11 protein-coding genes are annotated in these 12,012 nt (G+C 64.9%); 3 read left to right on the top strand and 8 right to left on the bottom strand.

Annotated features, from left to right (window positions below):
- The first annotated feature begins 13 nt into the window (after positions 1-13).
- Positions 14-886, top strand: coding sequence for a uroporphyrinogen-III C-methyltransferase (gene cobA, locus BLP76_RS11635; RefSeq protein ID WP_092813011.1), 873 nt, complete (start codon positions 14-16; stop codon positions 884-886).
- Positions 883-2,187 carry a cobyrinic acid a,c-diamide synthase CobB gene (locus BLP76_RS11630; protein ID WP_092813008.1) on the top strand — a complete coding sequence of 435 codons (1,305 nt, stop codon included), beginning with the start codon at positions 883-885 and terminating at the stop codon, positions 2,185-2,187. Before cobA ends, BLP76_RS11630 begins: the two co-directional genes overlap by 4 nt.
- Positions 2,188-2,200: 13 nt before the next feature.
- On the opposite strand, the gene cobM is transcribed toward BLP76_RS11630, so the two are convergent.
- The 6 genes from cobM to BLP76_RS11600 are packed head-to-tail and all read right to left on the bottom strand — an operon-like array spanning position 2,201 to position 8,496.
- Positions 2,201-2,995 (bottom strand): precorrin-4 C(11)-methyltransferase, encoded by a 795-nt coding sequence (gene cobM, locus BLP76_RS11625; protein WP_244514560.1) that lies wholly within the window; start codon positions 2,993-2,995, stop codon positions 2,201-2,203.
- Positions 2,992-4,815, bottom strand: a complete 1,824-nt coding sequence (cobJ, locus tag BLP76_RS11620; protein ID WP_092813005.1) for a precorrin-3B C(17)-methyltransferase — start codon at positions 4,813-4,815, stop codon at positions 2,992-2,994. The genes cobM and cobJ overlap by 4 nt, the downstream gene beginning before the upstream one ends.
- Entirely contained in the window at positions 4,812-5,504 is a 693-nt protein-coding gene (gene cobI / locus BLP76_RS11615) for a precorrin-2 C(20)-methyltransferase (protein WP_092813003.1), read from the bottom strand. The genes cobJ and cobI overlap by 4 nt, the downstream gene beginning before the upstream one ends.
- Positions 5,501-6,745 carry a precorrin-6y C5,15-methyltransferase (decarboxylating) subunit CbiE gene (cbiE, locus tag BLP76_RS11610; protein WP_092813001.1) on the bottom strand — a complete coding sequence of 415 codons (1,245 nt, stop codon included), beginning with the start codon at positions 6,743-6,745 and terminating at the stop codon, positions 5,501-5,503. Before cbiE ends, cobI begins: the two co-directional genes overlap by 4 nt.
- On the bottom strand, positions 6,742-7,371 hold the full coding sequence (locus tag BLP76_RS11605) for a precorrin-8X methylmutase (protein WP_092812999.1): 630 nt from the start codon (positions 7,369-7,371) through the stop codon (positions 6,742-6,744). The genes cbiE and BLP76_RS11605 overlap by 4 nt, the downstream gene beginning before the upstream one ends.
- Before the next feature lie 6 nt (positions 7,372-7,377).
- A complete protein-coding gene (locus tag BLP76_RS11600; protein WP_092812997.1) occupies positions 7,378-8,496 on the bottom strand; it encodes a sirohydrochlorin chelatase in 1,119 nt (372 codons plus the stop codon).
- A gap of 349 nt (positions 8,497-8,845) precedes the next feature.
- Between BLP76_RS11600 and BLP76_RS11595 the strand changes: the two genes are divergently transcribed.
- Positions 8,846-9,628, top strand: coding sequence for a hydroxypyruvate isomerase family protein (locus tag BLP76_RS11595; RefSeq protein ID WP_092812994.1), 783 nt, complete (start codon positions 8,846-8,848; stop codon positions 9,626-9,628).
- On the opposite strand, the gene pgi is transcribed toward BLP76_RS11595, so the two are convergent.
- Both pgi and eda read right to left on the bottom strand, forming a co-directional pair.
- A complete protein-coding gene (gene pgi, locus BLP76_RS11590) occupies positions 9,607-11,244 on the bottom strand; it encodes a glucose-6-phosphate isomerase (protein ID WP_092812991.1) in 1,638 nt (545 codons plus the stop codon). The two genes, BLP76_RS11595 and pgi, sit on opposite strands and share 22 nt — an antisense overlap.
- A gap of 55 nt (positions 11,245-11,299) precedes the next feature.
- Positions 11,300-11,941, bottom strand: coding sequence for a bifunctional 4-hydroxy-2-oxoglutarate aldolase/2-dehydro-3-deoxy-phosphogluconate aldolase (eda, locus tag BLP76_RS11585; protein ID WP_092812988.1), 642 nt, complete (start codon positions 11,939-11,941; stop codon positions 11,300-11,302).
- Positions 11,942-12,012 lie beyond the last annotated feature (71 nt).

The following is a 12,012-nucleotide window of genomic DNA, read 5'->3' as shown; positions in this document are numbered from 1 at the left end:
CAAAAAGAGTGACATGGACGCTCTGCCCCCCTCCCCCCTCTTTGCGGACCTGCCCCAGTTCGAACCCGGCCATGTCTGGCTCGTCGGCGCTGGTCCTGGCGACCCCGGTCTGATGACGTTGCACGCTGCCAATGCCCTCGCTCAGACCGATCATGTCATCTACGACGCGCTCGTCGATTCCTCCGTGCTGAAATATGCGCGCCAGGGTGCCGTCATCGAATATGCTGGCAAACGCGGCGGCAAACCCTCGGCCAAGCAGCGCGATATCTCGCTGCACCTCGTCGAGCTCGCCCGTGCGGGCAAGCGCGTCTGTCGTCTCAAAGGCGGTGACCCCTTGATCTTCGGGCGCGGCGGCGAGGAAGCCCTGACGCTCGTTGCCCACAACATCCCCTTTCGTATCGTGCCGGGCGTGACGGCCGGTGTCGGCGGCCTCGCTTATGCGGGCTTTCCTTCGACGCACCGCGACATCAACCATGTCGTGACCTTCCTCACCGGCCATGACCAGACAGGGCTGACCCCCTCCTCGATCGACTGGCAGGCGCTTGCCAAAGCCTCACCGGTGATCGTCATGTATATGGCGATCAAGCATCTGGCCGGCATCGCCGACGCGCTGATGGCGGCAGGGCGCGGGCCCGACGAAGCTGTGGCGATCGTCTCCGAAGCGACGACGTCACGCCAGCGCGTCCTGGAAACCGTGCTTGGCCGCGCGGCCGAGGATTGCGCTGCGGCCAAGATGGAGCCGCCCGCCCTCGTCGTTCTCGGCGAAGTGGTGAAGCTGCGCAAAGGCCTCGACTGGCTCGGGGCTCTGCAAGGCCGTAAGCTCGATCCGGACCCTCTCGGCACGGGCCTCGATCTCTACGCCAAGGAGGCCGGTGGCGCCGCATGAAGGGCGGGTCGAAGGCATTTCTCATCGCCGGAGGCTCCAGCCATTCCGGCAAGACGGTTCTGACGGCAGGCCTCATCCGCGCCCTGATCCGACGCGGGCAGAAGGTGAAGGCCGCCAAATGCGGGCCCGATTACATCGACCCGCGCTTTCTGGAAGCGGCTTCAGGCGCGCCGGCGATCAATCTCGATCCCTTCGCCATGCGACCGGAACGGCTTCGCGCACTCGCCGCCCGCCAGGCGGACGGCGCGGACGTGCTCGTCGTGGAAGGGGTGATGGGGCTTTACGACGGCGGAGCGAACGGTCTCGGCTCGACCGCGAGCCTCGCCGCAACCCTTGCGTTTCCGACCTTCCTCGTCGTCGCAGCCAACGGCATGTCGCAATCGACGGCCGCCGTGGCCGAAGGTTTCGCGCGCATGGCCCAAGGCTTTTCGCTCGCCGGCGCGATCGTCAACCGCGCCGGCTCTGAACGCCACCAAGGTCTGATCCAGGAAGGCTTTGCACGCACATCGGTGCCGCTGATCGGTATCGTGCCGCGCGATGAGCGATTGGCATTGCCGTCACGGCATCTGGGGCTGGTCCAGGCGGAGGAGCATCAGACACTTGATGCGGTCATCGAGGCATCGGCGGAACTGATCGAGAAACATGTCGATCTCGACACCCTTCTCCAGGCGGCAGCACCGCTCGGCGACAGCCGCGCGAACGCCGCCGACCTTCCTCCGCTCGCCCAAAAAATCGCCATCGCGGACGACGTCGCCTTCCGCTTCGCCTATCCGCATTGGCTCGCGGACTGGCGCGCCTCCGGTGCGGAGATCTCCACCTTTTCACCCCTCGCCGACGACGCGCCGGCCGAGGATGCGGGCGCGATCTTTCTGCCCGGCGGATATCCGGAGCTTTATGCAGGAAAGCTCGCCGCGGCCACGACCTTCAAACGGGCCATGCGCAACGCGGCGTCGAAAGGCCAGCTCATCTATGGGGAGTGCGGGGGGTTTATGACCCTCGGCGACGCGTTGATCGACGCCGAAGGGGAACGGCACGAGATGCTCGGGCTTCTGCCGCTCGTGACGAGTTTTGCCGCGCGACGCCTCCATCTCGGCTACCGTCGGCTGACGCCGCTTGCCGACAGGCCCTTCGCAGGCCCCCTCGGCGGACATGAGTTCCACTACGCCAGCATCGTGAGCGAAGGGCCGGCGGAGCGCCTCTTCGACAGCCGGGATGCTGCCGATACGCCGCTTGGCGAGGTTGGCCTCTGCCGCGGCAGCGTATCGGGCTCCTTCCTGCACGTGATCGACCGCGCCTCGTAAGACGCGGAGAGCTTCAGGCTTCGCGCGTCGCGGCGCGAAGAATGTGCGAATGCGACGCGTCGTAAAGCGCACTGTCGCGGAATTCGTCCGCATCGAGCGCCCGGCCGATGAAAATGAGTGCGGTCCGAGTGAGCTTCTTTTCGCGCACCTTCTCGCGCACATTGGCGAGATCGGTTCGGATGAAATCCTCATCCGGCCAGCCGACGCGGTAGGCGACGATGACGGGGCAATCACCACCGACGACCGGCGTCAGATCACGCTCGATCGCGAGAAGATTGCGCACCGAAAGATGCACGGCCAAAGTCGCGCCGGTCTTGGCGAAGGCGACGAGGTTCTCCCCCTCTGGCATCTTCGACGATTGCATGGCGGTGCGCGTGATGATGACCGACTGGCTCACCTCGGGAATGGTGAGCTCCTGGCCGAGAGCTGCCGCGGCCGCCGCAAAGGCGGGAACCCCCGGCGTCACGTCATAGGCGATGCCGAGTTCTTTCAGCCTGCGGATCTGTTCGGCGATCGCGCCATAAAGCGAGGGATCGCCGGAATGGACGCGGGCGACGTCCTGGCCCTTGCGGCAAGCCTCTTCCATCACGGCGAGGATCTCATCGAGCGCCATCGGCGCCGTATCGCGTACGAGCGCATCCTTCGGGGCGGCGGCGACGATCGCCTCCGGGACGAGGGAACCGGCATAAAGACAGACCGGGCAGCTTTCGATGAGCTTTAGCCCGCGCACGGTGATGAGGTCCGGCGCGCCCGGCCCCGCACCGATGAAATGCACCTTGCCGGTGGGATTGTTGTCGAGACTGGTCACGCTGTCGTCTCCTTTTCGGGGGCCTGAACTTTGCGGTGGTAGTCGCGCGGCGTGAAAAGGAATTCGCGTCCGCCTGCTGTGAAGGTCCGGCTCGTCGACGATCCGACGACGACGAGGCTCATCATGTCGACGTCGTCGACGGACAATTCGCCGAGGGTGGTGAAATGCAAGTGCTCGCCCTCCCGCCCGAGAAGCCGGGCAATCACCACCGGCGTCTCCGCCGGGCGATGGGCGAGAAAGATCTCGCGGGAATCGGCAAGCTGATGCCGCCGGCGTTGCGACACCGGATTGTAGAAGGCAACGACGAAATCGCCCTGCGCCGCCGCCTCGACGCGCGAGCGGATGGTCTCCCACGGCGTCAGAAGGTCCGACAGCGAGATGAGGCAGAAATCGTGGCCCATCGGCGCACCGAGGCGCGAGGCCGCGGCCTGGAAGGCTGAAATACCCGGCGCCACGATGAGCTCGACACGCTTCACCGCAGACGCGGGATCTGCGCCTTCCAAGACCTCGCAAACGAGCGTGGCCATCGCATAAATGCCCGGATCGCCGGAGCAGATGAGCGCCACCGAGCGACCTTCGGCTGCGAGTTCGAGCGCCTTCTGGCAGCGGTCGCGCTCTTCACCGAGCGGCGAATCGATGCGGACCTTATCGGTGATATGGGGAGCGATCAGGTCCAGATAGTAGGAATAGCCGATGACCGTATCGGCGCCCGCGATGAGCGCGTCGGCCTGTGGCGTCCGCCACTCCGCATCACCCGGCCCAATGCCGACCACGGCAAGCTTGCCGCGGGCGCGGCCGACGGACGCCGTCTCGATCGGCGCCGGCGCCTCGGCGATGGCGCAGGTGGCACGTGCACTTTTCTTCTTGGCGACGACGAGAAGCCCTTCGGGCCCGACGGCGGCGAGGGCTGCCGCTTCGGCGACCCCATGCGTGCCAACTTCGCGGAAGACGGCCTCGGAAGGATTGTCGAGCCGCGGCGTCTCTTCCTCAAGGCGCGAGGCGGTGAAGAAGCGTGCAGGCACGCCGAGCGTCTTGGCGGTTTCCAAGATCGCCGTCTCGTCCGCCTTCAGATCGAGAGAGACGAGGCAGGCGACCGAATGCAAAGAGAGCCCAGCTTCTGAGAGCGTTTCCTGGACGAGGTTCATCACCTCTTCCGTCTCAGCGCCACGCTCGCAGCCGACACCGATCGCGAGCGCCTTCGGGTGATAGACGAGGGTCTGAGCGTCGCCCTTTCTGTCTTCGGTCGTGGCGACGAGCTTCACGGAGCTGTCGGCCCCGCGCGGCAGGGCGCTTTCCTCGATCCAAGGCAAATCGCCTTCAAGCTCCACCGTGGCGCCGGCAAGAAATGCCGACATCACGTCCTTGGCATCTTCCGGATTGGCGAGGGCAAAACCGTGCGGGGGCTCGTCGAGGGCGATGCCGAAGCGGGTATCGCCGGCCGTGGTGATGGCCGCAAAGCCGGAGAGCCTTGCCGCAATCTGCCGCGCCAGACCGTTCGCGCCGTGATGGCCGCCGAGAAGCGGCACCACGGTGCGACCATCCTCGGAAAGAGCGAGGACGGCAGGCTCACTGCGCTTATCGGAGAGAAGCGGAGAAAGGACGCGCACCAGAATACCGGCCGCACAGATACCGACGATCGGCCGACCGGCCTGAAACAGCATCCGGCAATGCGCGCCCGTATCCTCGAAGACGCAATTGGCGGGAGCAGCACCGCTTTCCACGGCCTTTTTCAGGGCATGGACGTCGCCCCCGATCGCTTCCCGCAACCTGTTCGCGGTCACAAGGCCCCGTTCGGTCAAAGCGAGAAAGACGGGCGTCATCGTTCAACCTTCGCAATCAGGATCATCGAGAAATAAGGCGCCTCGTCGGCTTCAAGCTCGGCAAGCGGCACGACCTTTTGCTGCGGCAGGCTCGCATGCGAGACGTAGACAGCTTCGTCGAGCCGCCCGAGATCGGCGATGAGCTCTTTGAGCTGCGGCAGATGACGGCCAACCTTCAAGATCGCCGCCGCTTCGCTTTCACCGAGGCGCGCCTTGAGGATGGCCGGATCGAGCGTTGCCGGAAAGACGTTGAGCGTGCCCGTGCGCCGTGTCAGGGGCCGGCTCGCAGCCGCCGCAACGGCGGTGAGGGAAGAAACCCCCGGCACGATCTCGCAGCCGAAGCGCGGGCACAGCCGGTCGTGCAGATACATGAAGGTGCCGTAGAAGAACGGATCGCCTTCACACAGCACGACCACGTCGCGGCCTTCTTCAAGCTCAGCGGCGATCGCCTCCGCGGCGAGGTCATAGGGCTCGCTCGGGACATGTCCGGCGCGCATCGCGATGCGGATGACGATCTCGCGTGTGTCGGCTGCAATGTGCTTTGCCGCGATCGCTCGCGCAAAACTCTCGCCGGGATCGGGGGCGGGATAGGCGATCACCTCGGCGCTTTCGATCATACGCGCCGCCTTCAAGGTGATGAGCTCCGGATCTCCGGGCCCGACACCAATGCCATAAAGTTTGCCACTCATACCGGGAGCAGACCTCCGTCATCCATTCTGGTTTCGCCAATGCTCCCCTTAACCCAGGCCCATTGCGTGACGGGCATCGCAGGTCGCCAGCCGTGATACGGACCGATCGCCTCCGCATGCGAGACCGCAAGGCGCGTAAGCTCACCCCCTGAGCTTTGATGCTCGGCGAGAAGGACGGCTTCGCTTTCAAGCGTCACCGCATGCACGACGAGCCGGCCGCCGGGCTTCAAGGCCCGACGCGCCAGTGCAAGTGTTTCCGGCCGCACGCCACCGCCCACGAAGACGGCATCGGGCGCGGGCCAGTCCGCAAGCGCCTCCGGCGCCTCGCCCTCGCGAATGTCGAGTTCGGGCACCCCGAGGTCCAAGGCATTCTTCGCCGCCATGGCCCGCCGCTCCAGGCGCGGCTCGAGCGCGATCGCGCGCGCATGATGCGCCGCCCGCATGAACTCGATGGCGACCGATCCGGCACCGGCGCCGATATCCCAGAGAAGAGCTCCGGGGAACGGGGCGAGCCGCGCGATCGCGGCCGCACGCACTTCCCGCTTCGTCATCTTGCCGTCGTGCGTAAAGGCATCGTCCGGCAATCCCCCAGAGCGCGGCAGGAAGCGGGCGTCGGGTCCCACGACGCATTCGACCGCGAGCGTATGGAAATCGGCGGTCTCCGCCGACCAGTCACGCGCCCGACCTTTGATGCCGGTTTCCTTCGGCCCGCCCATATGGGCGAGCGCCACCATGCGGCTGTCGCCGAAACCGCGCGCCGTCAGATAGGCGGCAACGGCCGCCGGCGTCGTCCCGTCATGCGAGAGGATCAGGATCTTCGCGCCGGGATAGACGGACAGTGCGAGCCGGCCGATCGGCCGGCCATGCAGCGTCACCATCTCGACGCGCTCCAAGGGCCAGGCGAGCCGTGAAGCCGCGAGCGCGAAGGCCGACAGGCCCGGAACGATCAGCATCTCTTCGGGCGGAATGGAGCGGGCAAGCGTCGCGCCGATCCCGAAATGCATCGGATCGCCGCTGGCAAGCACCACCACCCGCTGTCCGCGATACTCAGTCAGACGACTCACAAGTTCGCTTAAAGGGCTGGGCCAGGAGAGTTTTTCCCGGTCGTCCTCGGGCAGCATGGCGAGATGGCGTTCCCCGCCGATGAGGATTTCGGCATCATCGATGAGCCGCTGAGCCGCGGCCGAAAGACCGGCGAGACCATCCTCACCGATGCCGATGACAAAAAGCCAGGGTTTCATGCCGCCTCCTCACCGATCATGAGCGCGTTGAGCGCCGCAGCCGCCATCGCCGATCCGCCACGCCGGCCTCGGAGCGCCACGAAAGGCAAGCCGAGACGATTGGCGATGAGGGCCTCCTTGGATTCCGCCGCGCCGACGAAACCGACCGGGAAGCCGATGACGTAGGCCGGCCGCAACGCGGGGTCTTCGGCAAGTTCGAGAAGATGGAAGAGAGCCGTCGGCGCGTTTCCGATGACGGCAATGGCACCGGAAAGCCGATCGGCGAGAGCCGAAAAGCCTGCGGCTGTCCGCGTCGTCTGCAGCTCGCCGGCGAGCCGCGCCACATCGGGCTGAGCAACCGCCGCCTCGATCGGATTGCCGGCGGAAAGATGCCGCCGCGCAATCCCGGCCGCGACCATAGCGACATCGCAAAGGATCGGCGCGCCGGCTTCAAGAGCCGCACGCCCCGCAGCACCCGCCCCCTCCGACCATGCGAGGTCGGCGACAAGATCGGGCATCCCACCGGAATGTACCACACGTTTGGCGAGCGGCCTGAGGTCGGCAGGGACCCCAGACAACTCGCATTCCGCTTCGATGATCGCAAAAGAGCGGCGCGTGATTTCGGCGCCGTCGCGCAGATAGTCCATGTTCTGTCAGTGCCGCTTCATCGAACGCGGGCCGAGCGGGTGATCGGCATGCGGATAAGGGTGATGATGGTGGTCATGGCCATGGTCGTGATCATGGCTGTGGCCGTGATCATGCCCAGAATGCTGATGATCGTGATCGTGAGAATGTCCGTGATCATGATCATGGCTGTGCCCATGATGGTGATCCCCGTGGTCGTGGTCATGCCCGTGCGTGTGCGGCTCGTCCTGACAGCGGCCGTTGCAGCTGCCGTCGTCGTTGCACAGATCGCAGGCGGCGCCGACCCCTTCCACATGATGGTGGTGGCTTTCCTGCGGCAGGCCGATCTCCGCCTCGAAGCCCAGGATCTGCTCCCGGTATTTGCACATCTGGCAGTTCATCAGATTGGCGCCGTTCAGGATCTCGTTGACCCGGTCGGCCATGGTCGCGATCACCTGCGGGTGATCGTTGAGATAGCCCGCCTTGAGGAACTCGATCTCCGGATGACGTGCCGCCACGGCATCCGTCGCCATATAGATGCGGCTGACGAGGACGCCGGTGAAGAGGAAGTACGGGAAGACGATGATGCGCCGGTAGCCGAGCTTGGCCGCATGTTCGAGGCCCGGCTCGACGAGCGGGAACGTAACGCCGGAATAAGCGGTCTCCGCCCAGCCGAAACCGAAGCCTTCCCACAGCATGCGGGTGATCTTGGAGACATTGGAATTGGCGTCGGGATCGGAGGCGCCCCGTCCGACGACGACGAGAAGCGTCTCATGCAACGGCACGTCGGAGGGCGCCGCGGCGAGAGCTTCCGAGATGCGGTCGGAGGCGGCACGGATCATACGCGGATCGATGCCGAGATCGCGGCCATAATCGATCGGAACGCCGCGCTCGGCCTGATAGGTGTTGAGGACGGAGGGGATGTCGTTCTTGGCGTGACCCGCGGCAAACAGCATGCCTGGAACGGCGAGAATGCGCGTGCAACCGAGATCCACCAGCTTGTCGAGGCCGGTGCGCAGAACCGGTTCGGCGAACTCCAGATAGCCGTATTCGACCGGCCATTGCGGGAAGAGCTTGCGCGCTTCCGTTGCAAGACGGGCAAATTCGTCGACCGCCGCTTTGTTGCGGCTGCCATGGCCGCAAATCATCAATCCGAGTTTTTCCGACACGCGTTCAATCCTCCGATTTTCGGGTGGCGAGGCGACCGCGCATGGGCGCAAAAGCAGGGAGGAAGCAGGGCTGCGTCACGGCGGGCCTTCACAAAAACGAACGGATGACCCGCCCACAGCGGAACTGTGGCGCTGGACGGCCCCGGTTTTGGCTCCCGGTAGGGGTCAGCCGCGCCCGAGATCGTTTTCAGCCCTTCGACGGGCGACCATCCCTGAACCGGCTCTAGAGAGCGAAGGAAGGCGCGTCAATCACGGAAGCCTTTTGGCCACTTGCCAGCCGAAAAGTGGACTGCTCTTTTCGACGGAAATAGCTGAAGATAAAAGTGAAATGCTCAAGCTCTCTGCCAATCTCGGATTTTTATGGACAGACCGGCCACTGGAGGAGCGAATCGTCGCAGCGAAAAAGTCAGGTTTCGACGCGGTTGAGTTTCAGTTCCCTTATGACGCGTCACGCGAAACGCTGAGACAGGCGCTTCGCGAAACCGGCCTGCCGCTTCTCGGCCTCAATACGCGAACCGGTAAGGACGGCGAATTTGGGCTTTCCGCACTCCCCGGGCGAGAGAAGGAAGCCCTCGCCGCGATCGATGAGGCGATCGAATGGGCCGTCGATCTCGGCGGCACCGCCGTGCATGTGATGGCCGGCATTGCCGACGACGAAACGCCTGTCCGCCGCTGCAAGGAAGCTTTTGTGAACGCCCTCTCCTATGCCGCGGGTCGGGCGGCGCGGCACGGCCTCACGGTCCTGATCGAACCGATCAATGCACGCGACGTACCGGGCTACTTTCTGTCATCGAGCGCGGAAGCGGCACGCATCATCGACATGGTGGCGGCCGACAATATGAAGCTTCAGTTCGACTGCTATCACGCCCAGATCATGGAAGGCGATGTCACCCGCCGCGTCGCGACGCTGATGCCGAAGCTCGGCCACATCCAGATCGCCGGCGTGCCGGGACGCAACGAGCCCGACGAAGGCGAAGTCGCCTATTCCTGGCTTTTGCCGGAGATCGAGCGTCTCGGCTATCAGGGCGCGATCGGCGCCGAATACCGCCCCCGCACGACGGTGGAGGCGGGCCTTTCCTGGATGAAGACCTACCGCGACAGCGCCCGGTAGCGCTCCACGAGGCCGGCGGTGGAGGAATCGAGACCGTCCGTTGTCGCTCCGTCGCGGATGACCGGCAGGAGGTTGGAGGCGAGCGCCTTGCCGAGCTCCACGCCCCACTGATCGAAGGAATTGATGTCCCAGATCGCGCCCATCACGAAGACCCGGTGCTCGTAAAGCGCAATCAGCATGCCGAGCGTGTGCGGATCGAGACGCTTGTAGATGAGCGTGTTCGACGGCCGGTTGCCCGGAAACACCTTGTGCGGGGAGAGCCGGTCGATTTCCGCCGGCGCCATCTTCTGGGATGAAAGCTCCGCGCGCACCTCGTCCTCGGTGCGGCCGAAGGCCAGCGCCTGCGCCTGCGCCAGGCAATTGGCGAGGAGCTTGGCATGATGGTCGCCCATCGCTTCGTTGGGTTCCGCCGCAATCAGGAAATCGACGGGCACGACCTCCGTGCCCTGGTGGATGAGCTGGAAGAAGGCGTGCTGACCGTTGGTGCCCGGCTCGCCCCAGACGACCGGCCCGGTCTGGTAATCAACCGCCTTGCCTCCGCGCGTCACCCGCTTGCCGTTCGATTCCATATCGAGCTGCTGCAGATGCGCGGCGAAACGGCTGAGCCGCTGATCGTAGGGGATCACCGCCTGGGTCGGATAGGCACAGACATTGCGGTGGTAGATCCCGATAAGCCCCATGATGACGGGGAGGTTCTCAGCGAGCGGCGCCGTGCGGAAATGCTCGTCCATCTGCCGCGCGCCGGCGAGAAAGCGTTTGAAGTTCTTGAAGCCGATCGAGATCGCCAGCGGCAGGCCGATCGCCGACCATACGGAATATCGCCCGCCGACCCAGTCCCAGAAACCGAAGACGCGCTCTTCGTCGATGCCGAATTCGCCGACCTTCTTGAGATTGGTGGAAAGGGCGGCGAAATGCGCCGAAACCGCCTCCTCGCCGAGCCGCTCCACGATCCACTCGCGCGCCGAGGCGGCGTTGGTCATCGTCTCGAGCGTCGTGAACGTCTTCGAGGCGATCAGAAAGAGCGTACGCTCCGGATCGAGTTCGGCGAGCGTGTCGTGGATATGCGCCCCGTCGACATTGGAGACGAAATGCACGCGCGGCCCGCCATCGCGGAAGGGCGTAAGAGCCGCCACCGCCATCGCGGGACCGAGATCGGAACCGCCGATGCCGATATTGACGACATCGGTGAAGGCCTTGCCGTTCGCGCCCGTAATCTTGCCCGAGCGCACCCCCTCGGCGAATTCGCCCACGCGCTCCAGAACGTCATGCACGCCGAGCATGACATCGACGCCATTGACCTCGACGGAGGCCGATTCCGGCGCCCGCAGGGCGGTGTGCAGCACGGCTCGCTTCTCGGTGAGATTGATGGCCTCGCCGGTGAACATGGCATGCCGCAGCGCCTCCACTTCCGCAGCCTGGGCAAGCGCGATCAGAAGATCGAAGGTCTCCGCGGTGATTCGGTTCTTGGAATAATCGAGCGTGAGATCGCCGAGGCTCGCCGAAAAGCGCTCAAACCGGCCCGGATCCTCCTGGAAAAGCTCGCGCAGATGGCGCGCGGCAAGGCGGCTTTCATGCACCTTCAGGGCTTCAAGCGCTGTCCGGGCGGCAGGCTTCATCGTGTCATTCCTCCGTGAGGGATCTTTCGTGGGGATCTTCAAAAGCGGCGAGAATTTACGCCTTGCGCAGATTGACCGCCTCTCGGGCGAGGCTTTCGATCTTCGACCAATCGCCGGCGGCAATCGCCTCCTTCGGCGCAAGCCAGGAACCGCCCACGCAGGCGACATTGGGAAGCGCGAGATAATCCCCGGCATTGCCGGGATTGATGCCGCCCGTCGGGCAGAAACGGATCTCTCCGAGCGGTGAGACGAGAGATTTGAGGTAGGCGGCGCCGCCGGCCGCCTCGGCGGGGAAAAATTTCTGGTGATGATAGCCGGCTTCCACCAGCGCCATCGCCTCCGACGGCGTGGCGGAACCCGGCAGGCCCGGCAGCACGCAATGACGCGCCGCTTCCAGAAGCTGCGGGCTCATGCCCGGCGACACCCAGAAGCGCGCGCCGGAACGTTCCGCACGCTTCAGATGGTCGGGGGCGAGAACGGTGCCGACACCGACCGCGACCTCTTCGACCTCCTCCACGATACGCCGCACGGCCTCGAAAGCGGCTTCAGTCCTGAGCGTAATCTCGATCGTGGAAATACCGCCGGCGTGAAGAGCGCGCGCGAGCGGCACAGCAACCTCCGCATCGTCCAGAATGAGAACGGGAACGACGGGCTGTGCGCCGAGAAGGCTTTCGAGTTCTTCGGTCTTGTGATGCATCGTTTCTGGTCTTCTTTCCTGAATTCGCTCAGCCCCCCGCGGGCGTGATACCCACGATCTTCGCCTATCTA

Origin of the sequence: Afifella marina DSM 2698 (assembly GCF_900102695.1) — a bacterium.
GTDB classification, from domain to species: domain Bacteria; phylum Pseudomonadota; class Alphaproteobacteria; order Rhizobiales; family Afifellaceae; genus Afifella; species Afifella marina.
This window is presented reverse-complemented; position numbering and strand designations above follow the sequence as displayed.

What these genes read in the sequence shown, in the direction of transcription:
- cobA (WP_092813011.1), top strand. Translation starts at nt 14, where the DNA reads ATGGACGCTCTGCCCCCCTCCCCCCTCTTTGCGGACCTGCCCCAGTTC.
- BLP76_RS11630 (WP_092813008.1), top strand. Translation starts at nt 883, where the DNA reads ATGAAGGGCGGGTCGAAGGCATTTCTCATCGCCGGAGGCTCCAGCCAT.
- cobJ (WP_092813005.1), bottom strand. Translation starts at nt 4,815, where the DNA reads ATGACGCCCGTCTTTCTCGCTTTGACCGAACGGGGCCTTGTGACCGCG.
- cobI (WP_092813003.1), bottom strand. Translation starts at nt 5,504, where the DNA reads ATGAGTGGCAAACTTTATGGCATTGGTGTCGGGCCCGGAGATCCGGAG.
- cbiE (WP_092813001.1), bottom strand. Translation starts at nt 6,745, where the DNA reads ATGAAACCCTGGCTTTTTGTCATCGGCATCGGTGAGGATGGTCTCGCC.
- BLP76_RS11605 (WP_092812999.1), bottom strand. Translation starts at nt 7,371, where the DNA reads ATGGACTATCTGCGCGACGGCGCCGAAATCACGCGCCGCTCTTTTGCG.
- BLP76_RS11600 (WP_092812997.1), bottom strand. Translation starts at nt 8,496, where the DNA reads ATGATTTGCGGCCATGGCAGCCGCAACAAAGCGGCGGTCGACGAATTT.
- BLP76_RS11595 (WP_092812994.1), top strand. Translation starts at nt 8,846, where the DNA reads ATGCTCAAGCTCTCTGCCAATCTCGGATTTTTATGGACAGACCGGCCA.
- pgi (WP_092812991.1), bottom strand. Translation starts at nt 11,244, where the DNA reads ATGAAGCCTGCCGCCCGGACAGCGCTTGAAGCCCTGAAGGTGCATGAA.
- eda (WP_092812988.1), bottom strand. Translation starts at nt 11,941, where the DNA reads ATGCATCACAAGACCGAAGAACTCGAAAGCCTTCTCGGCGCACAGCCC.